Consider the following 20,908-nt stretch of genomic DNA (forward strand, 5'->3'; position numbering starts at 1 on the left):
GGCGGACCGGCCAGCCCCGGCCCGAAGGCCGTGAAGGGCACGTTCAGGGCTTCGCCCAGGCAGGTTTCTGAAATTCTTCTCCGGCCAGCCCGACAGGCTCCTAGCGGCTCACCTTGCGTCTGCTCCAGGCCGGGCTGACCAGGCCGACCAGCACGACCGCGAAGCCGATCTGCAGCAGGTGCCGGATCCAGTCGATCCCGGAGGTGTGCCGCACGCCGATCCAGCCGGCCACGGCGTTGCCGAGCAGGGCGCCCACGGCGCCGAGTACGACGGTGAGCCAGAGCGGGATGGCCTGCGGGCCGCGCAGCAGCAGCCGGGCCAGCAGGCCGAGGACGAGACCGATGATGAGGATCCACACGATCTGGAACATGACGCCTCCGGTGGAACAGCAGGCCCCTGGTGGAGCGCGGGCGCTCGGGCCGCGCCCGGACGGCGGTCGCCGCCGTGCGGGAACGCCTCTCAAAGGCTAAGCCGTCACCCACCGGCCCGGCATCCGCTGGGTCCGGGGCGGGCCGCCCGCCGCCTCAGGCGAGCGCCGCCGTCAAGCGGGCCGCGTGGCGGCGCAGGTGCGCCGCGTCGCGGCGGTACAGGGAGTCGTGGCCGGCGGCCAGGTGGCCGGCGAAGGCGGCGTTGCCCTGGGCGGCCTGCTGGTGGAGGTGCCGCACGAGCTGGTCCAGGCGCTCGGCGGCGGTGCGGACCAGGGCTGCGCGGTCGCCGGCGGCCAGGCGGTAGGCATCGGCGAACAGGCGCAGCCGGCGGGCCTGTTCGCCGACCGACAGGGTGAAGTCGGGGTTGTCCGGGGCGGTCAGCGGGACGAAGCGGTAGGCGGCGTAGCCGACGTCGTGGATCCGGGGGCCGGGGTGTGCGGTGTCGAAGTCGATGAACGCCACCGGCTCGCCGTCACGGAAGACGCAGTTGTACGGGGCGATGTCCCCGTGGCAGACCACCTCGGCCGGCTCGCTCGCCGGCCGGTACCAGCGGGCGTCGGCGGGCGGGGCGAACCCGGCCGTCGCGTCGTGGTACTCGCGCAGCAGCCTGCCCACGGCCCGCAGGGTGGCGTCCGAGCGGGCGTGGGCCGGCAGCGGGTACCCGGGCACCTGGCCGGGGAGGAAGTCGAGGATCTCCCGGCCCTCGGCGTCGAGGCCGTGGGCGCGGGGCGAGCCGGTGAAGCCGGCCGCCCGCAGGTGATCCAGCAGCGCGTGGACGGTGGGCGTCCAGTCGCCGGTGGGCCGCCGGACGGTCGAGCCGCTGCGGACCACGTGGTTGACGCCGCCACCGGTGAGGACCTGCTCGGTCGACGGGTGGTCGTCCGGCACGTTGCCCGCCCCCGTCCTCAGGTCGTCCGAGCCGGCAGGGCTCGGACGGCGGCCACCAGGGGGGCGAGTTCGGGGCGGGCGGCGGCGTCGGTGAGGGCCTCGGCGAGGGCGGTGTCGTTGGTCGGACGGGCTTCGGCGAGCAGGGACCGGCCCGCGTCGGTGACCTCGGTGTAGATGCCGCGCCGGTCGTCGGGGCAGAGGTAGCGGGAGAGCAGGCCGCGGTCCTCCAGCCGGGAGACCAGGCGGGTGGTGGCGCTCTGGCTGAGCAGCACCGACTCGGCGACCTGGCTCATCCGCAGGTGGCCGCCCTCGCCGGAGTGCTGGCCGCTCAGCACGTTCAGCAGGGAATACTCGCGCACGCTCAGCTCGTGGCCGGCCTGCAGGGCCCGCTCGATGTGGGCCTCGATCCGGCTGTGCAGGGCGGAGAGCGCACACCAGCCCTGTGCGAGGCCCTGTCCGACCTGCTCACTCACGTTCCGCTCCTCCGCGCCATGCCCCGCCACGCCTTGCCCTGCTGCGCCATGCGATGCCGTGCCGTCCTATGTCACGCCGTGCACCAGGATAGCTCCAGATCGAAATAGCCCGCGCTTGCAAGTATCCGGCGTCTGCAATTATTGTCGAAGCTTGTAATGCTCGAACGCAACAACCATGGAGGGTGGCTTCCCATGCCCCTCGCACTGCTGGCCCTGGCGATCGGCGCCTTCGGCATCGGCACCACCGAATTCGTCGCGGCGGGGCTGCTGCCCCAGGTGGCCGCGGACTTCGGCCTCTCGATCCCCACCGCGGGCTTCCTGGTCACCGGCTATGCGCTCGGGGTGGTGCTGGGCGCCCCGCTGCTGACCGCGCTGGGCACCCGGATCCCGCGCAAGCAGATGCTGATGCTGCTGATGGGCGTCTTCGTGCTGGGCAACGCGCTGAGCGCCGTCGCGCCGAACTTCACGCTGCTGCTGGTCGGCCGGGTCGTCGCCTCCCTCGCGCACGGTGCCTTCTTCGGCATCGGCTCGGTGGTCGTGGCCGGCCTGGTCGAGCCCCGGCGCCGGGCCGGGGCGATCGCATTGATGTTCACCGGCCTGACCGTGGCCAACGTGGTGGGCGTGCCGCTCGGCACCCTGATCGGCCAGCACTACGGCTGGCGGGCGACCTTCGCGGTGGTCACGGTGATCGGCCTGGTGGGCCTGGCCGGAGTCGCGGCGCTGGTCCCGCAGCTGCCGCGGCCGGCCGGTGGCGGCGGGCTGCGGCGCGAGCTGGCGGCCTTCCGCAACGTCCAGGTGGCGCTGGCGATGGCGATGACCGTGCTCGGCTTCGGCGGCGTGTTCGCCGCGATCACCTACATCACGCCGATGATGACCGGCCCGGCCGGATTCCCGCAGTCCGCCGTCGGCTGGCTGCTGGCGCTCTTCGGCGTGGGCATGGTGATTGGCAACCTGGTCGGCGGACGGTACGCCGACCGCGCGCTGATGCCGATGCTCTACGTCTCGCTCGGCGCGCTGGCGGTGACGCTGGCCCTCTTCACGGTCACCGCCCACCACCAGCTGGCCGCCGCGATCACGGTGCCGCTGCTCGGCGCGTTCGGCTTCGCCACGGTGCCGCCGCTGCAGAAGCGGGTGCTGGACCAGACCGCGCAGGCCCCGACGCTGGCCTCCGCCGTCAACATCGGCGCCTTCAACCTCGGCAACGCGCTGGCCGCGTGGCTCGGCGGGCTGGTCATCTCGGCGGGCCTCGGCTACACCGCGCCCAACTGGGTCGGCGCGCTGCTGACCGGCTCCGCCCTGCTGCTGGCGGTGCTCTCGGCCGCGCTGGAGCGCCGCACCGCACGGGCAGTGGCGCCCGGGGCAGCGGCGCACGAGGCGGCGGCGCCCGGGGCGACGGAGCAGCCGGTGAGCGGCTCCGTCCCCGCCCCGGTCCAGCTCGGCTAGCGCCGGTCCGGCTGGGCCGGCCGGTCCGGCCGGGCGGCGGGTCCAGCCGGTCCGGCGGGTGCGGCCGGCGCTCCGGGCAGCCGGATCGTCGCGACCGCCCCGTCGCCCGCCCCGGCCGTGGCCCCTTCCGCGGGACCCAGCGACACCTCGCCGCCCGCCTCCCGGATCGCCTGCGCCACGATCGCCAGCCCCAGGCCCGAACCCGGCATCTGCCGTGCCGAGGGGGAGCGCCAGAAGCGGTCGAAGACGTGCGGCAGGTCCTCGGCCGGTATCCCGGGACCGTGGTCGCGGACGGTCAGTGTCCCGGCCCGCAGCCGCACCTCGATCGCGCCCCCGGGCGGGCTGAACTTCACCGCATTGTCCAGCAGGTTGATCACGGCCCGCTCCATGGTGTGCGCGTCCGCCCGGACGTACCAGGGGTCGAGCTCCACGGTGAAGGTCAGCCCGGGGCCGCGCAGCCGGGCCCGGTCCAGGGCGCGCGCCGCGACCTCGTGCAGCGGCACCACGTCCAGTGGCTTGGTGCCCGCGGCATGGGTGGGGCGGGAGAGTTCCAGCAGGTCGTTGATGAGCGTGGACAGCTCCACCAGCTGTGCCTTCATGGCGGCGACCATGCGGGTGCGGGTCGGTTCCGGCAGTGCCCGGCCGGTCTCCTGGCTGCGCACGAGCAGGTCGACGTTGGTGCGCAGCGAGGTCAGCGGGGTGCGCAACTCGTGCCCGGCGTCGGCGATCAGCTGCGACTGGCGCTCCCGGGAGTGGGCCAGCGCGGTGCTCATCGCGTTGAACGACCCGCTCAGCCGGGCGATTTCGTCGTGGCCGAAGACGGTGATGGTGGTGCCGGGCTCCTGGGTGCGGGCGATCTGCTCGACGGCCTCGGTGAGCTGGTTCACCGGCCGCAGCGCGGTGCGGGCGATCCACCGGGCGCCCAGGGCGGTGCCGGTGATCACCACGGCGGCCAACGCGGCCAGGAAGAGGGCGAGTTCGCGCAGTGCCTGCTGGACCGGGGCGAGCGGCTGGGAGACGAGCACCGCCATCGGCAGGGTGGCGCCGCCGGGCTGGTTCACCGGCATGCTGATCACGTAGACCCGCACCGAGGTGCCGTCCTTGGTGCGGCCGGTCCGGATCCGGCTGTCCGCGTGGGCCCCCGAGGTCCGGCTGGCGGCGATGGCCACGTCACCCGGGGTCACGACGACCGTCTTGCCGCCGTCCGGCGGGCAGGCGTGGCCGTCGGCGAAGACCACGGTGGGGATGGCGAGCCCGGTGTCGTACTGCTCGGTGCCGCTGCACAGACCGGCCAGGTGGTGCACCGCGGTCTTGCTGACCGGCCCGACGGACTGCCGCAGCGTCTCGTCGACCTGACTGGTCATGCGGTCGCGGGCGAGGAACCAGCTCGCCGTCGAACAGACCACCACGGCCAGCGAGATCGCCACCACCGTCAGCAGCACCAGCCGCCCGCGCAGCGACACCCGGGCGAGCCGGCGCCCGGCCGCCCGGCGGTCAGCCGCCCGCTCCCGGCGGTCCGTCGCCTGCCCGCGGCCGTCCGTCGCCCGCTCCTGGTCGTTCGTCGCCGGCCCCTGTGCCGGCTGGACGCCTGCCCCTTGATCGACCATGCCACTCCCCGTCATCCTGCAGACTCGGACCTGATCGGCATCCGCCATGGCCCGACTGCTCCCCGGTCGGTCGCGCGTGCTGACCTGGAGTCAACCTCAGGGACTTTCCTGAGGGAAGACTGAGTGCATTCTGAGAGCGCGAACAGAATCGGATCGGACGGGAGGGGGAGAGGGCATGGGAAACCCGCGCCGGCTGCGCCGGCTCGTGGTCGGTGCGGTGACCTGGCGCTGGTCGGTGCACCATCGGCGCGGTGGTGGCGGCGAGGTGCTGACCCTGCACCGGGAGGCGGCCGGGGGGACCCTGCGCGTCGTCTTCCGGGCGGGTCCGGGCCGGCTCTTCTCCGACGCCCTGTGGCAGACGGGTGCCGTCGGCAGCAGCGACACCGGCGCCGTGCTCAACCTGCACCAGCCGGGCGTGGTCCGGGGCCTGCTGGACGCCGCGGCAGCCCGCGGCGCGCTGGCGGACCTGGCGACACGCGCCTCGCGGGAGATCGACGGCTGGCCGCTCTTCGCGGAGCTCACCAGCCGCTGACCGCCCGCCCGCTCGACCGGCCGCCCGCCCGCTCGACCGGCCGCCCGCCCGCTCGACCGGCCGCCCGCCCGCTCGACCGGCCGCCCGCCCGCTCGACCGCCCGCCCGCCCGCCCGACCGGCCGCCCGCCCGCCCGGCGCGGGCCTGGACTCAGCCTTCGTCCTGCTGCTCGGCGAGGGCTGCCCGGTGGGCCTTGGCGAGGTCGACGTAGAGCACGGCGTTGACGCTGATCGCCTCGCGCTCCTCGTCGCTGAGCGGGCGCTTGACCTTGGCGGGCACTCCGGCGACCAGGGAGCCCGGTGGGACCTGCATGCCCTGCGGCACCAGGGCCTGCGCCGCGACGATCGAACCGGCGCCGATCACCGCGCCGTTGAGCACGGTGGCGCCCATGCCGACCAGGCTGCCGTCCTCGATGGTGCAGCCGTGCAGCACGGCGTTGTGCCCGATCGAGACCCGCTCGCCGATCATCATCGGGAACCCGAAGTCGACGTGGACCGAGCAGTTGTCCTGCACGTTGCTGCCCGCGCCGACCACGATCGGCCCGCAGTCGGCCCGCAGCACCGCCCCGTACCAGACGCTCGCCCCGGGGTGCAGCGTCACCTCGCCGACCACCACCGCCATCGGCGCGACGAAGCACTCCTCGTCCACCACCGGCCGTTGGCCCCCCACCGCCGCGATCAGTGCGCGCTGCGCCATGAGCTCTCTCCCTCCTGGTAGTCCACCTTGTTAGTCCACCTTGGTAGTCCACGATCTCTTGGCAGTCCACGATCGGGTCGACCGACGACAGCCTGGCACAGGCCCGGTCAGGCGTTGGCGGTGTGCAGTTCGTTCTGTGCCGCGTTCAGGCCGCGGGTGACGAGGGTCTCGACGGAGTCCGCGCAGCGGTCCAGCAGCGCGGGCAGCTCGGCCTGCTCGGTGGGCGAGAACGCGCCCATCACGAACGAGCCGATCGACTGCCCTTTCGGCGGGCGGCCGAGGCCGAAGCGCAGCCGGACGTAGTCGCTGGTGTTCAGCGACTTGTTCACCGAGCGCGGCCCGTTGTGCCCGCCGGGGCTGCCGCCGCGCTTCAGCCGGATGACGCCGAACGGGAAGTCCAGCTCGTCCTGGAGGACCACCAGCCGCTCCACCGGGACGCCGTAGCCGCGCATGACCGTGGCGACGGGATTGCCGGACAGGTTGATGAACCACTGCGGCTTCGCCAGCACCACGCACCGGCCGTCGATCTCGATCTCGGCGACCCGGCAGCGGCCCTTGCGGAGCCGGAACCGCGCGCCGTGCCGCTCGGCCAGCCGGTCGACGGCCAGGAAGCCGGCGTTGTGCCGGGTGGCGCGGAACCACGGCCCCGGGTTGCCCAGGCCGACCACCAGCCAGCGCTCATCGGACGTCATCGGTGTGCAGCCTCCGCTCGGTGGGCCGTCCGCAAGGAGGGGACGGCCGGAGTGGAAGGCTACCCGCCGGTTCGCCGGCGTAGCTGGGCGCCCCTGGCGCGGCGTCAGACCTGCGGGCTCAGTGGGCCGCGTCGCCTGCCACCACCGCCCGCTGCCGCGCGAGGAAGGCGTGGAAGGTCTCGGCCTCGCGCCCGGCGAGCGGGGCGCCGTGGGCGAAGCCGACGGCTCGCACGTCCTCGGGGATCCGCGCCAGGCTGCCCGCGCGCAGGGCGGGGTCGGCGGCCAGGGCGGCGGGCCCGAGCGCGGGCCGGCCGCGGTTGAAGGCCGCGTCGCCGAGCAGCACGGTGTGCGTGGGCTCGTGCAGCAGGACGACGTGGCCGGGGGTGTGGCCGGGCGTGTGGAGGACGCGCAGACCGCCGGAGTTCTCCACGAGTTCGCCGTCGTCGAGCGTCGCGTCCGCATCGGTCGGGGTCCAGTGGAGCTTGGGCAGGCGGTCGATCAGGCGCCCGAACGCGCCGGAGCGTCCGGCCGCCGGGACCCGCCCGGCCGCCAGCCAGGGCTGGTCGGCCCGGTGGATGAGCAACTGGGCGCCGGTCAGGCGGCGCAGTGTGGCGGCGCCCTGGACGTGGTCGGGGTGGGCGTGGGTGAGGACCACGCGCTTGACGTCGCCGGGCTTGTGGCCGAGCTCGGCGACGGCCGCGAGCAGCGCGCCGGCCGCGCTCTCCCAGCCGACGTCGACCAGGGTGAGGCCGTCGTCGCCGGCGACGAGGAAGGCGTTGTCGCGCTTCGTGGTGGCGACACGGGTCACCCCGGGGGCGAGCTGGGTCATCATCGGGAGCTCCTCGGGGACGGCTGACGCGTATTTGCGAACGGTGTACGCGAATAACGGTAACGCCTCGCGTACACTGTTCGCAAACACGGGTCAGCAGGGCTTGAGCACGGAGGTACGGATGTCGACCGGGCGGACCGAGGACGTCATCTGGCTGCGCCCCGAGCAGGCGTCGGTCGGCCGGCCCGCCGAGCGCAGCCGTGCCGAGATCACCGCCGCCGCCGTCGCGCTGGCGGACCGGGAGGGCCTGGACGCCGTCTCGATGCGCCGCCTGGCGGGGGAGCTGGGCACCGGCGCGGCCTCGCTCTACCGCTACCTCGCCACCCGTGACGACCTGCTCGACCTGATGACCGACGCCACCGGCGCCGAGTACGCCCTGGCCCCGCCCAGCGGTGACTGGCTCGCCGACCTCGTGGCGGTCGGACGGCAGGCGCGCGCCATCATGCGGCGCCACCCCTGGCTGCCCGCCCTGGTGGCCACCCGGCCGACGCTGGGGCCCAACGGCGCCGCACTGCTGGAGCACGTCCTCGCGGTGCTCGCCGACCACCCGGCCGCGGCGGCCACCAAGCTGGAGGCGTTCGCCATGCTCAACGCCGTCACCACCGCGCTGGTGCAGCACGAGCTCGGCGGCGGCGAGGAGGCCCGGCGCCGCCAGGCCGGCTACCTGTGGCACCTGGCGCAGCAGGGCGAACACCCGCACCTGGCCGAGCTGTTGGGCCGGCTGGCCCCGGCGCCGCCAGGTGCCGACGACACGGCGGACGACATCCTCGCCCGCGTGCTCAGCGGCATCCTGGCGGCGGGGCCGGCCTAGGGCCGACCGGCCGGGGCTTGTCAGCCCTGACGCAGCGTCAGGCCGACGATCGCGCAGGCTGCTTGGCCTCGCTCGCCGCGGCCTGCCCGGTGCCCCCGGAGCGCCCGCGCAGCGCCGAGGCGAGCGCGCCGATCAGCGCCATCACCGCCGCCGCCCCGAAGACCGTGACGAGCCCGTGGTGGAACGGCCCGGAGACCAGCTCGGGGAAGAACCGCGTACCGGTCAGCACGTGTGCGTTCTGCGCCGGCAGCGTGTGCAGCACGCCGCTGGGGCCGAGCAGATGGCCCACCGGGTTGTTGCCCAGGAAGGTGGCGAACAGCGTGCTCACCGGCGGCAGTGCGGCCACCTGCTGTGCGGTGGCCGCGGGGACCTGCTGGGCCTGCAGGCCGGCGCTCAGCGTGTGCGGCAGCGTGCCGGCCAGGCCCACCACCATGAGCGAGAAGAAGAGCCCGATCGACAGCGCCGTCCCGGAGTTCTGGAAGGTCGAGCGCATGCCGGAGGCCACCCCGCGCTGCTCGGCCGGCACGCTGCCCATGATCGCGGAGGTGTTCGGCGCCGAGAACATGCCCTGGCCGAGCCCGCTGAGCAGCAGCAGGGCGGCGAAGGCGGGGTAGGAGAAGTTCACCGGCAGGGCGAGCAGGCCGAGGAACGAGGCCGCCACCAGCAGCAGCCCGGTGGTGGCGAAGAAGCGCGCGCCGAAGCGGTCCGAGAGGTAGCCGGAGGCCGGGCCGCCGATCAGGAACCCGACGGTCAGCGGCAGCATGAAGATGCCCGCCCACAGCGGGGTGCGCTCGAAGTCGTAGCCGTGCAGCGGGAGCCAGATGCCCTGCAGCCAGATGATCAGCATGAACTGCATGCCGCCGCGGGCGATCGCGATCAGCAGCGCGGCCAGGTTCCCGGCGGCGAAGGCGCGGATCCGGAACAGGCGCAGCTGGAACATCGGTTCGGCGATCCGGGTCTCCGCCACGCAGAACGTGAGGAGCAGCAGCACGCCGGTGCTCAGCCCGCCGATCACCCAGGGGTTGGTCCAGCCGGTGGAGTTGCCGCCGTAGGGCTGGATGCCGTAGGTGACGGCGGCCAGCAGGGTGCCGGCGCCGGCGGTGAAGGTGAGGTTGCCGACCCAGTCGATCCGCCCGGGCCTGCGGGTGCCGGTCTCGCGCAGGCTGCGGTAGGACCAGAAGGTGCCGATCACGCCGATCGGCACGCTGACCCAGAACACCGCGCGCCAGTCGATGGTGGCCAGCACGCCGCCCACGAGCAGGCCGAGGAACATGCCCGCCAGCGCGGTGATCTGGTTGATGCCCAGCGCCATCCCGCGCTGGCGGGCCGGGAAGGCGTCGGTGAGGATGGCGGCCGAGTTGGCGGTCAGCATCGACCCGCCGACGGCCTGCACCACCCGGAAGCCGATCAGCCACAGCGCGCCCGGGCCGCCCCGGAACGGGTCGAGCGAGAGGGCGAGCGAGGCGCAGGCGAAGATGGCGAAGCCGAGGTTGTACATCCGGACCCGGCCGAACATGTCGCCGAGCCGGCCGAGCACGACCACCAGCACGGCGGAGACCAGCGTGTAGCCGAGGATCATCCAGAGCAGGTAGCCGATGTTGGCGGGGGCCAGCGGGTCCAGGCCGATGCCGCGGAAGATCGCGGGCAGCGAGATGATCACGATCGAGCTGTCGATGGTCGCGATCATCACGCCCATGGTGGTGTTGGAGAGCGCCACCCACTTGTACCGCTCGCCCGCCTCCCGCCCCGCGCCGCTGGCGGTGCTGCCCTGCGCGGCCCCGCTCCCGGCTCCGGCCGCGCGGCCGGCGGGGCCCTTCACAACCGCTCCGCGAGGCGGTCGAGCAGCGGCAGCAGGCGCAGCAGCTCCTGCCGCTCGGCGGGGTCGAACTCCCGCTCGATGGCGCCGGCCAGCAGCTGGACGGACTCCGAGCGCCGGTCGGTCAGCAGCTCCCGGCCCGCCTCGGTGACGCTCAGCACCGAGCGGCGCCCGTCACCGGCGTCGGGACGGCGCAGCACCAGGCCGCGCTCCTCCAGCCCGGCCAGCGTGGTCGCCATGGCCTGCGGGCGCACCCGCTCCAGCTCGGCGAGCGAGCCGGGGGAGTCCGCGCCGTCCCGGTCCAGCCGGTTCAGCACCGAGACCTCGGAGTGGGTGAGGTCGCCCACGGTGTGGGCCTGCCGCACACGGCGCGCGATGCGGCCCACGACGAGCCGCAGAGCGGCTCCGGTCTCGACCGCCTCGTTCGAGGGGGGTGTCGTCTCGTCCATGTAGTAACAATAGATTAATCAATCAGATGTAACTACCCCTGCTGGTGAACTGCTGGGCGGAGCTCTCCGGCCGGTGCGCCGGGCTCAGTGCGTCGCGTTCAGTGCGCCGGGTTCAATGCGTCAGGGTCGCCTCGATGTCGGCCAGCTGTTCGGTGAGTGCGGTGGCGACGTGGCCGTGCAGTTGGTGCAGGTTGATCGCCATGCGCAGGTGCTCGGCGGCCTCGTCCAGGCGGCCCAGGTCCACCAGGAAGGAGGCGTACCACTTCTCCGCCACGGCCTGCAGGTGCAGGAAGCCGGACTCCCGGGTGGTGGACAGGATGGTGGCCCACAGGGGTTCGGTGGCGGCCGAGTCGCCCAGCAGGTGCAGGATCTGCGCCTCGTTCAGGGTGGCCAGCAGGTTGAGGGTGGCGGCCGGGTAGTCGGTGAGCAGCCGGCGGGCCTCGCGGGCGTGGGTCAGGGCGGCGACGGGGTCGCCCGTCATCAGCTTGATCGTGGCGGCGTAGCCCTCCGCGGCGCCCTGGTGCTCGGGTAGCGCGCCGACCTCGGCGGAGCGGCTCAGCTCGACCGCGCGGTCGGCCAGCTCCCGGCCCCGGGTCAGGTCGCCGCACTCGGTGCTGATCAGCCCCAGCGAGTAGACCGCGCGCAGATGGGTGTTCCCGTCCGCGGGCACGGTGCGCGCCACCGCCTGCTCGGCCAGGCCCAGCGCCTCGGCCTGGAAGGAGACGCCGAACAGTGCGTTGGCCAGGGCGCCTTCGAGGACGGCCACGGCCTGGGGCGACCCGGTGCGTTCGGCGGCCCGCAGGCCCGCGCGCAGGCAGACCAGCTCGTCGGTGAGGCGGCCCGTCCCGTAGTAGAGGCTCTCCGAGATGCGGGCCATCCGCCAGGCGTGCTCGTGGCGGCCGTCGGTGCTCGCGGCGGTGACCAGGGCGCGGATGGTCGGCTCCTCCGGGCGGAACCAGGCCAGCGCGGCGCGGGCGTCGGCCGGCTGCGGACACGACAGCGGCGGGTGGCTGCGCTCGCCGTAGCTCTCGATGCCCGGGTCCAGGTGGTCGGAGGCCAGTCGCAGGGCCGTCAGGTAGTAGTCGAGCAGGCGGTCGGAGCTGAGCCTGCGCTCCTCGGCCGGCTGCTCCGCGTACAGCTCCATGCTGAACAGGCGGATCAGGTCGTGCCGGGTGTAGCGGCCGGGGATGTTCTCGGTGAGCAGGTGGTAGGCGGCCAGCTCGCCCAGGGTGCGGCGCGCGTCGTGCAGTTGGCAGCCGAGCAGCGCCGCCGCCGCGTAGCCGTCCACCTCGCGCCCCGGGTGGGCCGCCAGCAGGGTCACCAATCTGGCTGCGGTGGACGAGAGGTGACGGTAGGTCAGGGTCAGTGCGGCCCGCACGCTGGTGGCGCCCTGGGTGTCCAGGGTGTTCAACCGGGTGCGTTCGTCGGTGAGTTCGGCGACCACGTCGCCGATCGCCCAGCTCGGCCGGGAGGCCAGCCGGGAGGCGGCGATCCGCAGCGCCAGCGGAAGGCGGTCGCACAGGGCGATCAGGCGCTGCGCGGCCTGCGGTTCGGCCTGGACCCGCAGGGGAGTGAGCACCCGCTCCAGCAGCACCAGCGCGTCGTCGTCGGGCAGTGCCTCCAGCCGCAGCAGCGCGGCGCCCTCGGTGACCACCAGGTCCTCCAGCGAGTTGCGGCTGGTGACCACCGTCGCGCAGGCCGGGCCGATCGGCAGCAGGCCCACCACGTCGGCCGCGCTGCGGGCGTTGTCGAGCACCACGAGCAGCCGGCGCCGCTCGGTCCGGGACCGGTAGAGGGCGCCGCGGGCGGCGGCACCCTCGGGAATGTCGCCCTCGGCCACGCCCAGCGCGATCAGGAACTGCCCGAGCACCTCGCTCTGGGCGACCGGGCCGGCCGGATCGAAGCCGCGCAGGTCCACGAAGAGCTGGCCGTCCGGGAAGGCCTCGGCGGCGCTGTGGGCCCAGCGGATGACGGTGGCGCTCTTGCCGACGCCGGCCGGGCCGACCACCACGGCCAGCCCGTCGCCGACCCGGTCCGCGCCGCACTCGCGGTCCAGCCAGTGCGACTCCAGGCTGCGCCCGACGAACCCGGCGATCTGGCGCGGCAGTTGCCTGCTGATGGTGGTGGGCGGTGTGGCCCCGGGGGCGGCGGGTTCGGCCGGGAGCCCGACGACGGGGCCGGCCTCGGCGGGGGCGTTGGCGTCACGCCGGGGCATGGGCGGCCCGGTGACGGCGCCCGCGGTCGGCGGCCCGCTCACGGTCGGCTGCTCGCCGGTGGCGGGCTGCTCCGTCACGGGCTGCTCGGTGGCGGGCCGGTGCGGCGGGCGGGGGGTGCGGTGGCTCTCCGGGGCCGGCAGCGCCTCGTCGCTCAGGGCGGCGGCGAAGGCGGCCCGGAGCACGGGGCCGGGGGCGACGCCCAGCTGGCTGTCCAGGCGCTCGCGGGCCTGGTGGTAGGCGCTCAGCGCGTCCGCGGTCCGGCCCGCCTGGTGGAGGCAGCGGATCAGCAGGGCGGCCACCGGTTCGCGCAGGCCGTCCGCGCGCACGCTCTGTTCCAGTGCGGGGACGGCGGCGGCCCCGGTGCCGAGGCGCAGCTGCAGTTCGGACCAGCTGATCAGCACCTGGGTCCAGGACTCCTGGAGCCGCCCGGCCAGTGCCCGGCGCAGCTCGGTGTCGGGCAGGTCGGCCAGCGGGGCGCCGTGCCACAGGTCCAGCGCCTGCTGGAGCAGCGTGGCGGCCTCGGTGTCGGGGACGGGGTCCCCGGAGGCCGGTGCTGCTTCGGCGCGGGCGACCAGATCGTCGAAGCCTCCGAGGTCCACCTGCTCCGGCGCGCCGGTCAGCAGGTAGCCGGGCGTCCGGGTGTGCAGCGTGAAGGTGCTGTCCACCAGCACCTTGCGCAGCGCCGCGATGTGTCCCTGCAGTGCGGCCCGGGCGTGGGCGGGCGGGTGGTCGCCCCAGAGCAGTTCGAAGAAGCGCTCGACTGCCACCGGACGGCCCAACTGCAGCGCGAGCAGGGCCAGAACCGCCCGCCGCTGGGAGCCGGCCACCTCCAGGAGCCTGCCGTCCTCGGCGCGCAGTTCCACCGGGCCCAGCAGCCGAATCCCCATGAGTCCCCTTAGCTCCGACCCGCACGCGCAACGGTTGGAGTTGCCAACCGGGCGAGCAGTCTAACCATGGCCGGAGAAGGAAAAAGACCGTGCTTGCTCGTCTTGTTGATGTCTTGTTACGCACTCTGATCGATGCTGAATGGCTGTGATCAGGAACTGTTGTGCCCCATCGGGCACTCGGCGATCTCCGCCGCCCGCCCCAGAGGGTTCAACGGATCGCTGTGATCTCTGTCATATCCTCCGTGTCCGTCCGGTATCCGCGCTGGTCAGGGCCGGGCCAGGACAGCGTCCGCACCGGTCGGGACGCGGTCCGGGGCGCGGTTGCGGCACGGTCGGCGTGCGGGTCGGGTCAGGGTGCGCCGGCGGCCTCCCAGTATCCCGGCGCGCGTGGTGCCCGGCCGCGCAGGTCGGCCCGGACCTGCTCGGCCAGGCGTCGGGTGTCGCGGCGGTTCAGCTGCGCGCCGAGCGCGGAGCCGATCAGCAGCGGCGTGAGCGAGGGCAGCTTGCGCAGCGAACCGCGGGTCAGCCGGCGGCTGACCTGTCTGCGCACCCGGGCACCCGCGCCCATGGCCAGCAGCCCGCTCGGCTGCAACAGGCGGATGCTGTCGATGCCGCGCCGGTCGGCCCAGGCGCCGAGGTAGGCGGTGGCCCGCTCGGTGCGGCTGCCGACGGCCGGCTGCCCGTAGGCCTCGTGCAGTTCGGCGATCAGCTTGACCTCCACGGCTGCCACCGCCAGCAGCTCCGCCGCCAGCTCGGCGGTGACCGCGACGGTCGGCACCACGGCTGCCGCGCCGACGCCCGCCCCGATCGCGGTGGTGGCACGGCAGGCGCCGGTGGCCAACCGGTCGGCCAGTTCCTCGGGGCTGTCGGCCCGCGGGTACTGGCGGCGCAGGGTGGCCAGGTCGCGGACCGGGATCCGCGGGGCGGTGGCGAGCAGGTGGCCGGCCAGTGACCGCCGGCCGGCGTTGGCCCGGCGGGAGGCGGTGCTGGTGCGGCCGGCTAGGGAACGGCTGATCCGGCCCAGTGCGACCCGGGCCCGCGCCGTGCGGTCGGGAGCCTGCGGCGCGGTGGCCGTGTCCAGTTCCGCCAGCTCGGCGGTCAGTTCGGCGAGCCGCCGCTCGGCCTCGGCGCCGTCGCCGGCGCTGGTGGGGCCGCTGGTGGGGCCGTGGGTCGGGCTGTGCGCGGGGCTGCCCGTGGAGCTCTCGGCGAGCCGGTCCGCGGCACCCTCGGTGCGGCCGGCGTGCGGACCGTGGCGGTGGTTCCTGCGAAGAATGCCCATGTCCCACGCGTACCCGTCCCGGCCCGCGCCACGCAACCGGGGAGCCCCGAGGGCGTCCCGGGGCAGGGGGCCGGCGACCGCCGTGGCGCCGGTCGCGAGGTGAACGCTGGGTTTCCGTCTCGTTGCCACCCGTGATGTCCGGTCCTTGATCACCGCATTTCGGCCCCGCAAGGGGGCCGTCTCGGCCGTTCGGGGGTGGCTTTGGTTCGGGGGGTGACGGTGCGCGTGCGGCCGACCGCACCGCAGGGGCCGGTGTCGGAGGGGGCTCGACGAGTCGGCCGTGGCGGCTGTGGCGACGAGTTTCGGTCGATCTGGTCAGGCGGGCACTGGCTGCCTCGTCATGATCGATTATGGGCATGTCAACTCCATGTGGTGATACTGCGGTCACTGTCCGTTCAGTCGACCAAGGGAGTTCGACATGCGTACCAAGAACGTCCTCGCCGCCGCCCTCGCGGCCACCGCCGCCCTCGTGCTGGGTGCGGCGACCGCCGCCCCCGCGACCGCGGCTCCCGCTGTTCGCGCCCAGGCGACATCGCCCGACGTCGCCACCCCCGCCCCCGATGCCCTGGTGCTCACCCTGACGGGTGCCAACGGGCAGAACGTGGCCCAGTGGGAGCGCACCGTGATGCTCAGCTGTCAGCCGACCACCGGTGGCGACCACCCCGACGCCGCCGCGGCCTGTGCCGGACTGGCCGGCGTCCAGGGCGACTTCGCCGCCCTCCCGGTCGCCCACATGGCGTGCCCGGACCTCTTCCTGCCGGTCACGGCCGCCGCCCAGGGCTTCTGGAACGGCCAACCGCTCTCCTACCAGCAGACGTTCACCAACCAGTGCGACCTGATCCGAGCCACCGGCCAGATATTCAACTTCTGACGGCCGAGACCAACTGCCGCACCACACACAGAGATCCGACGGCCCGTGGCCGACTCGCCGAACGAGTCGGACCCGGGCCGTCCGTCGCTTCCGGCGATCCCGCGCCGGGCGGCCCCTCAGCTTTCCTGTGCCCCCTGTGCCCCCTGTGCCCCCTGCACCTCCCGTGCCGGGGCCGGTGCGGGCAGCTCCCGGATGCCCGGGATCGGCGAGGCCAGCACCCACAACAGCGAGAGGCTGCCGCCCACCGCCGCGACGATCAGCGCCGCCCGGACGCCGACGGTGGTGGCCAACAGGCCGCCGAGCAGGGCGCCGAGCGGGCGGATGCCGTAGTTGACGGTGCTGAAGGCGCCCGAGACGCGGCTGCGCAGGCCGTCGGGGATGATGGCGGCCTGCAGGGAGTTGAGGTTGATGTCAAAGAGCATCAACCCCGCGCCGGAGAGGAACTCCGCCGCCGCCAGTGCGCCGGCCCGAGCCGTCGGCGGGCCGCTCGCGAGGGCCGCGAGGGCGATCGGCGCCGGGAACAGCACCGCGCCCAGGGCGACGCCGCGCCCCACGCCCAGCCGCCGCGAGAGCCGCGGGGCGAGCACCGCACCGAGCAGGCCACCGGTGGCGCCGACTCCGAGGGCCAGCCCGATCGTGCCGGCGGGGAGACCGAGGGTGCGGCCGGCGAACAGCACCAGCAGCCCGCTCGACACGAAAGTGAAGAAGTTGACGGTCGCACAGCAGCCGAGACAGGCGCGCAGCACGGGATGACGGGCGATGAAGAGCAGTCCCTGCCGGGCGCGTGCGAGCATCGACGGCTCCGCCGTCCCATCCGTCCGCCCGGCCCCGGTGGGCGCCTCCTCGACCGGGATCCGTCCGAGCAGGACGGCCGAGGCCAGGAACGACAGGGCGTCGGCGAGGACGGCGACCGGGGCGGTCAGGGCCTGGACCAGGGCGCCGCCGATCGCCGGGCCGGCGACGTAGGAGGCGGAACGGCTCGCGCTGAGCCTGCTGTTGGCGTCGAGATAGCGGGAGGGCGGCACCAGACGGGTGAAGAAGGGCGGGTAGGCGTTGTTGAAGAGCACGCCCGCGGCGCCGGTCAGCGCGGCCACCGCGTAGAGCTGAGCCATCGTCACATGACCTGCCAGGGAGGCGATCGGGAGCGTGGCCAGGGTCGCCGCGCGGATCAGGTCGGCCAGCACCAGCAGCCGGCGTTTGCGGCGCTGCTGGTCCACCCAGGCGCCCAGGAAGACCGCCAGCAGGTTCGGGGTCCAGATCACCGCGGTCAGCGCGGCGACCTGTCCGGCCGAGGCGTGCAGCGCACCGACGGCGATCAGCGGCAGCGCCAACTCCGATATCCGGTCCCCGAATTGCGAGATCGACTGGCCGGCCCAGAAGCGGCGGAAGCGTCGGTCGTGCCAGAGCGGGGCCGGTAACGGGGCCGTGGCGGTCTCCGGCGGTGCGGGGCGGGTGGCGCTGCTCACGAAGCGTCACCGCCGTCCGCCCGCTCGCCCGCGGCCGCACCGGGCTCGTCCGTGCCCTGCACCCGCTCGGCTGCGCCGTCCGCCCGCTCGTCCGAGCCCCGCACCTGCTCGTCCGCGTCCCGCGCCTGCTCGTCCGTGCCCCGCACCCGCTCGTCCGTGGCCTCCGGCAGGGCGTACCGCATCAACCGCACCCCGCGACTGCCCGCCGGCCGGTCGGCGGGCTCGCGCATCACGTACGGCGCGAGCAGCTGCTCGATCCCGTCCCAGAGCTCGGCGAGCTCCTCGGTGCTGAGCACCACGCGGGTGTTGGCCAGGCCGGCGTGCTTGCGCCACTCGGGGTCGAGCCCGGGCTCGACCTCGGCGAGCCAGCGGTTCGGCAGGTCGCCGGAGCGCAGGAACATCTGCCGGGACAGCGCGCGGGCCGCCGCCGTCCCCTCGCCGTCTCCGCCCACCTCGAAGCGGAAGCCGCGCGCCACCGCCTGCCAGCGCCGCTGCCTGCGGTCGGGACCGGGCTCGGCGTCGCGGACCAGGCCGAAGCCCGCCAGGTGGCGCAGGTGCCAGCTGGTCACCGTCGGGGTCGCGCCCACCTCGGGGGCCAGCTGGGTCGCGGTCGCCGGGCCGTGGCGCTGCAGGCGCTCCAGGATCGCCAGGCGCACGGGGTGTGCCAGCGCTCGCATGGTCTGCGGATCGGTGATCTCGAGGTCGCCCAGGTGGTTCGTGGGCCTGCCGTCTTCCATAATCTGAGAGCATCCTCTCAGGAATTGTGAGAGTCAAGCTTCATAACTCTGTGCAATCAAAGAGGTCGCCATCGTGGCCCCGGCGCCGCCCGTAGGGGGCGCAGGGCGGTGCCGGTCCGCACAGGCGACAAGAACCCGATAAGAACTCGTCAAGAACGGGCTGAGAGCGCTCCAGAGTTCGCCACGGCCGTCAAGAAGGCGCTAAGCAGTTCAGGTGCAAATTGACGATGTCACTACCGCGGCGCCGCAGCGCCCTGTCGGCGTGGCGGCTGGACCCGAGGTCCTGCCTCCCGAGGTCGACCTGCCCGAGACCCTTGGCTACCGGGTGAAGAAGGTCCTGCTGGGGCCGCCCCTGGTGACCTCGGAGCTGCACAACGAGAAGCTCTCGAAGCCGATCGCGCTCGGTGTGCTGGCCCCGGACTGCATCAGCTCCAGCGCCTACGGCACCGAGCAGATGCTCACCGTGCTGGTGCCCACCTTCGGCGTGCTGGGCTTCGCGCTGGTGATGCCGGTGACCGGCGTCATCCTCGCGCTGCTGCTCCTGCTCACGCTCTCCTACCGCGACGTCGTCATGACGTACACCCGGGCCGGCGGCTCCTACGTGGTGGCCCGGGAGAACTTCGGCCCGCGGGTGGCGCAGGTCGCCGCGGTGGCGCTGCTGATCGACTACATCGTCACGGTCGCCGTGCAGACGGCGGCCGGCACCGACGCGGTGGCCTCGCTGCTCCAGCTGCTGTTCCACACGGACATCAACGGCGAGAAGCTCTACATCACCCTCGGCGTGGTCTGCCTGCTCTGCTACGGCAACCTGCGCGGCATCCGCGAGGCGGGCAAGGCGTTCTCGCTGCCCACCTACCTGTTCATCCTGGCCACCGGCCTGACCGTGGTCTTCGGCCTCTTCCGGCTGTTCACCGGCACCCTGCCGCACCTGAGCGACGCCGACCTGCACGCCCCCGGCGTGATCGACATCGGCCACTCCTCCGGCAGCCTGATGACCTTCGCCTCGATGTTCGTCCTGGCGCGCGCCTTCGCCAACGGCGGCTCCTCGCTGACCGGTCTGGAGGCCATCTCCAACGGCGTCAGCGCCTTCCGCGAGCCGCAGGGCAACAACGCCCGCCGCACCCTGGTGATCATGAGCGCCACGCTCGGCGCCCTGGTGCTCGGCGTCTCCGTGCTGGCCTGGAAGACCCACGCCGTGCCGTTCAGCTCGGGGAGCCCGACCGTGCTCGCCCAGGAGGCGCACCTGGTGTTCGGGCAGAGCGGCTTCGGCTCGGTGATGTTCGCCTTCGTCCAGGTGGCCACCGCGCTGATCCTCTACACCGGCGGCAACACCTCGTTCAACGGCTTCCCGTTCCTGGCCAGCTTCGTCGCCGAGGACTCCTTCCTGCCCCGGCAGCTGACCATCCGCGGCCACCGCCTCGCCTTCTCCAACGGCATCATCGTGCTCACCGGCGTGTCGCTGATCCTGCTGCTGGTCACCGACGGCGACCTCAGCCGGCTGGTCTCGCTCTACGCGATCGGCGTCTTCACCGGCTTCGTGATGGCCGCGAGCGGCCTGGTGAAGTACCACTGGACCCGCCAGGAGAAGGGCCGCACGGCGAAGGTCGCGGTCAACGCCGCCGCGGCGGTGGCCTCCGCCGCGGTCGTGGTGATCTTCGCGGTCACCAAGTTCACCGAGGGCGCCTGGACGGTCGTGGTGATCTTCCCGATCGGCGTGTGGGCGCTGATCCGCACCAACTCCCGCTACCGCGCCGAGAGCTCCGCGCTGGCCGCCGCACCGGCCTCCGCCAGCCTGCCCAACCGCGACCGCAGCGCGGTCTTCGTGCTCGTCGACCGGCTCGACCTGGCCGCGATCCGGGCGCTGCACCACGGCCGCAGCCTGCGGCCCACCGAGCTGCGTGCGGTGCACTTCATGGTCGACGACCGGCACGCCGAGCGGCTGCGCACCGAGTGGGAGCAGAGCCGGGCCGCGGACGTCCCGCTGGAGATCGTCGACTGCCCGGACCGCCGGCTGCGCCGCTCCACCGCCGAACTGGCGGCCCGGGCCACCGCCGACGGCCGCACCCGGGTCACCCTGGTGATCCCGCGCCGCGCCTACGGCACCTTCATAGGCCGGCTGCTGCACGCCCGGGTCGGCGACCGGATCGCCGGCGCGGCCAGCCGCCTGCCCAACGTGGCCGCCACCATCGTGCCGTTCGACGTCAGCCAGGCCATCGACGACATGGGCACCGTGACCCGGGAGGGCTCCGCGGTGCCGGCCCAGGGCTCCGCCGCACCGCGCACCGGCAAGGGCGTCCAGGCGCCCGCCGAGTGCTCCTCGCCCGACCCGGCCACCGTGCCCGCGCCGCGCACCGACGGCCTCACCCACATGCGCGACCTGGTCTGGCGCGAGCGGGCCGGCGTCGAGGGCCAGGTGCGCTCGGTCAACCTCACCCCGGTCTCGGGCGTGCCGCGCCTGGAGTGCCGGCTCTACGACGAGACCGGCGGCATCACCCTGATCTTCTACGGCCGCCGCGACGTGCCGGGCATCAGCCCCGGTGTGCGGCTGCGCGCCGAAGGCATGGTGGGCAACACGGACGGCCGGCTGACCATCGCCAACCCCACCTACACCCTGCTCCCCAAGGCCGAAGTCCCGGCCGAGAGCTGAGCAGCGTGACGACTGCGGCGGTACCGAGGTCTCCCCGGTGCCGCCGCAGTCGTGTGCGCGGGGCCTTCCCTCCACTCCCGGGGGGTGGTTAACCCCACCCTGCGAGCGCGGTAACCCCCCTGCGGCTTCGGGTGGTGGCCGC

Annotated in this window: 18 protein-coding genes; 5 read left to right on the plus strand and 13 right to left on the minus strand. The window is 73.8% G+C overall.

The annotated features are described in order from the left end of the window. Positions 1-100: 100 nt before the first annotated feature. The 3 genes from OG294_RS35560 to OG294_RS35570 all read right to left on the minus strand — a co-directional run bounded on the left by OG294_RS35560 (position 101) and on the right by OG294_RS35570 (position 1,789). On the minus strand, positions 101-370 hold the full coding sequence (locus OG294_RS35560; RefSeq protein ID WP_327070684.1) for a GlsB/YeaQ/YmgE family stress response membrane protein: 270 nt from the start codon (positions 368-370) through the stop codon (positions 101-103). 154 nt (positions 371-524) lie between these two features. Further along, positions 525-1,316, minus strand: coding sequence for a phosphotransferase enzyme family protein (locus OG294_RS35565; RefSeq protein ID WP_327070685.1), 792 nt, complete (start codon positions 1,314-1,316; stop codon positions 525-527). Between the two features lie 17 nt (positions 1,317-1,333). Continuing rightward, positions 1,334-1,789, minus strand: a complete 456-nt coding sequence (locus OG294_RS35570; RefSeq protein ID WP_327070686.1) for a MarR family winged helix-turn-helix transcriptional regulator — start codon at positions 1,787-1,789, stop codon at positions 1,334-1,336. Positions 1,790-1,981: 192 nt separating this feature from the next. On the opposite strand from OG294_RS35570, the gene OG294_RS35575 reads away from it, so the two are divergent. After that, positions 1,982-3,232: an MFS transporter gene (locus OG294_RS35575; RefSeq protein ID WP_327070687.1), complete on the plus strand. Its 1,251-nt coding sequence runs from the start codon at positions 1,982-1,984 to the stop codon at positions 3,230-3,232. Here OG294_RS35575 and OG294_RS35580 read toward each other — a convergent pair. Then, positions 3,229-4,839 (minus strand): sensor histidine kinase, encoded by a 1,611-nt coding sequence (locus OG294_RS35580; RefSeq protein WP_327070688.1) that lies wholly within the window; start codon positions 4,837-4,839, stop codon positions 3,229-3,231. The genes OG294_RS35575 and OG294_RS35580 overlap by 4 nt on opposite strands. Positions 4,840-5,014: 175 nt before the next feature. On the opposite strand from OG294_RS35580, the gene OG294_RS35585 reads away from it, so the two are divergent. Next, complete coding sequence (locus tag OG294_RS35585) at positions 5,015-5,371, plus strand: hypothetical protein (protein WP_327070689.1); 357 nt, start codon at positions 5,015-5,017, stop codon at positions 5,369-5,371. A 149-nt stretch (positions 5,372-5,520) separates the two neighbouring features. Here OG294_RS35585 and OG294_RS35590 read toward each other — a convergent pair whose 3' ends face one another. The 3 genes from OG294_RS35590 to OG294_RS35600 form a co-directional block, all read right to left on the minus strand. Continuing rightward, complete coding sequence (locus OG294_RS35590) at positions 5,521-6,066, minus strand: gamma carbonic anhydrase family protein (RefSeq protein ID WP_327070690.1); 546 nt, start codon at positions 6,064-6,066, stop codon at positions 5,521-5,523. Positions 6,067-6,173: 107 nt separating this feature from the next. After that, positions 6,174-6,758, minus strand: a complete 585-nt coding sequence (pth, locus tag OG294_RS35595) for an aminoacyl-tRNA hydrolase (protein WP_327070691.1) — start codon at positions 6,756-6,758, stop codon at positions 6,174-6,176. Between the two features lie 118 nt (positions 6,759-6,876). Further along, entirely contained in the window at positions 6,877-7,590 is a 714-nt protein-coding gene (locus OG294_RS35600; RefSeq protein WP_327070692.1) for an MBL fold metallo-hydrolase, read from the minus strand. 118 nt (positions 7,591-7,708) lie between these two features. Between OG294_RS35600 and OG294_RS35605 the strand changes: the two genes are divergently transcribed. After that, on the plus strand, positions 7,709-8,398 hold the full coding sequence (locus tag OG294_RS35605) for a TetR/AcrR family transcriptional regulator (protein WP_327070693.1): 690 nt from the start codon (positions 7,709-7,711) through the stop codon (positions 8,396-8,398). Between the two features lie 37 nt (positions 8,399-8,435). On the opposite strand, the gene OG294_RS35610 is transcribed toward OG294_RS35605, so the two are convergent. The 4 genes from OG294_RS35610 to OG294_RS35625 all read right to left on the minus strand — a co-directional run bounded on the left by OG294_RS35610 (position 8,436) and on the right by OG294_RS35625 (position 15,045). Continuing rightward, positions 8,436-10,094 (minus strand): MFS transporter, encoded by a 1,659-nt coding sequence (locus OG294_RS35610; protein WP_327071789.1) that lies wholly within the window; start codon positions 10,092-10,094, stop codon positions 8,436-8,438. Between the two features lie 119 nt (positions 10,095-10,213). Further along, positions 10,214-10,663 (minus strand): MarR family winged helix-turn-helix transcriptional regulator, encoded by a 450-nt coding sequence (locus OG294_RS35615; RefSeq protein ID WP_327070694.1) that lies wholly within the window; start codon positions 10,661-10,663, stop codon positions 10,214-10,216. 112 nt (positions 10,664-10,775) lie between these two features. Continuing rightward, entirely contained in the window at positions 10,776-13,766 is a 2,991-nt protein-coding gene (locus OG294_RS35620) for an AfsR/SARP family transcriptional regulator (RefSeq protein ID WP_327070695.1), read from the minus strand. A gap of 349 nt (positions 13,767-14,115) precedes the next feature. Then, entirely contained in the window at positions 14,116-15,045 is a 930-nt protein-coding gene (locus tag OG294_RS35625; RefSeq protein WP_327070696.1) for a hypothetical protein, read from the minus strand. 418 nt (positions 15,046-15,463) lie between these two features. On the opposite strand from OG294_RS35625, the gene OG294_RS35630 reads away from it, so the two are divergent. Next, complete coding sequence (locus tag OG294_RS35630) at positions 15,464-15,916, plus strand: SSI family serine proteinase inhibitor (protein ID WP_327070697.1); 453 nt, start codon at positions 15,464-15,466, stop codon at positions 15,914-15,916. A 116-nt stretch (positions 15,917-16,032) separates the two neighbouring features. Here the strand turns inward: OG294_RS35630 and OG294_RS35635 are convergent, their stop codons facing one another. Then, entirely contained in the window at positions 16,033-17,382 is a 1,350-nt protein-coding gene (locus tag OG294_RS35635) for an MFS transporter (protein ID WP_327070698.1), read from the minus strand. Further along, on the minus strand, positions 17,379-18,119 hold the full coding sequence (locus tag OG294_RS35640; protein WP_327070699.1) for an ArsR/SmtB family transcription factor: 741 nt from the start codon (positions 18,117-18,119) through the stop codon (positions 17,379-17,381). Before OG294_RS35640 ends, OG294_RS35635 begins: the two co-directional genes overlap by 4 nt. A 301-nt stretch (positions 18,120-18,420) precedes the next feature. Here OG294_RS35640 and OG294_RS35645 point away from each other — a divergent pair, with 301 nt between their 5' ends. Next, positions 18,421-20,766, plus strand: a complete 2,346-nt coding sequence (locus OG294_RS35645) for an amino acid permease (RefSeq protein ID WP_442789383.1) — start codon at positions 18,421-18,423, stop codon at positions 20,764-20,766. Positions 20,767-20,908: the final 142 nt, after the last annotated feature.

The organism is Kitasatospora sp. NBC_01302 (assembly GCF_035976515.1).
Lineage (GTDB): Bacteria > Actinomycetota > Actinomycetes > Streptomycetales > Streptomycetaceae > Kitasatospora.

Excerpts from the sequence above, each read along its gene's own strand:
- OG294_RS35605 (WP_327070693.1), top strand. The coding sequence starts at position 7,709 with ATGTCGACCGGGCGGACCGAGGACGTCATCTGGCTGCGCCCCGAGCAG.
- OG294_RS35625 (WP_327070696.1), bottom strand. The coding sequence starts at position 15,045 with ATGGGCATTCTTCGCAGGAACCACCGCCACGGTCCGCACGCCGGCCGC.
- OG294_RS35620 (WP_327070695.1), bottom strand. The coding sequence starts at position 13,766 with ATGGGGATTCGGCTGCTGGGCCCGGTGGAACTGCGCGCCGAGGACGGC.
- OG294_RS35615 (WP_327070694.1), bottom strand. The coding sequence starts at position 10,663 with ATGGACGAGACGACACCCCCCTCGAACGAGGCGGTCGAGACCGGAGCC.
- OG294_RS35630 (WP_327070697.1), top strand. The coding sequence starts at position 15,464 with ATGCGTACCAAGAACGTCCTCGCCGCCGCCCTCGCGGCCACCGCCGCC.
- OG294_RS35610 (WP_327071789.1), bottom strand. The coding sequence starts at position 10,094 with ATGGGCGTGATGATCGCGACCATCGACAGCTCGATCGTGATCATCTCG.
- OG294_RS35590 (WP_327070690.1), bottom strand. The coding sequence starts at position 6,066 with ATGGCGCAGCGCGCACTGATCGCGGCGGTGGGGGGCCAACGGCCGGTG.
- OG294_RS35575 (WP_327070687.1), top strand. The coding sequence starts at position 1,982 with ATGCCCCTCGCACTGCTGGCCCTGGCGATCGGCGCCTTCGGCATCGGC.
- OG294_RS35560 (WP_327070684.1), bottom strand. The coding sequence starts at position 370 with ATGTTCCAGATCGTGTGGATCCTCATCATCGGTCTCGTCCTCGGCCTG.
- OG294_RS35600 (WP_327070692.1), bottom strand. The coding sequence starts at position 7,590 with ATGATGACCCAGCTCGCCCCCGGGGTGACCCGTGTCGCCACCACGAAG.
- OG294_RS35585 (WP_327070689.1), top strand. The coding sequence starts at position 5,015 with ATGGGAAACCCGCGCCGGCTGCGCCGGCTCGTGGTCGGTGCGGTGACC.
- OG294_RS35640 (WP_327070699.1), bottom strand. The coding sequence starts at position 18,119 with ATGGAAGACGGCAGGCCCACGAACCACCTGGGCGACCTCGAGATCACC.
- pth (WP_327070691.1), bottom strand. The coding sequence starts at position 6,758 with ATGACGTCCGATGAGCGCTGGCTGGTGGTCGGCCTGGGCAACCCGGGG.
- OG294_RS35580 (WP_327070688.1), bottom strand. The coding sequence starts at position 4,839 with ATGGTCGATCAAGGGGCAGGCGTCCAGCCGGCACAGGGGCCGGCGACG.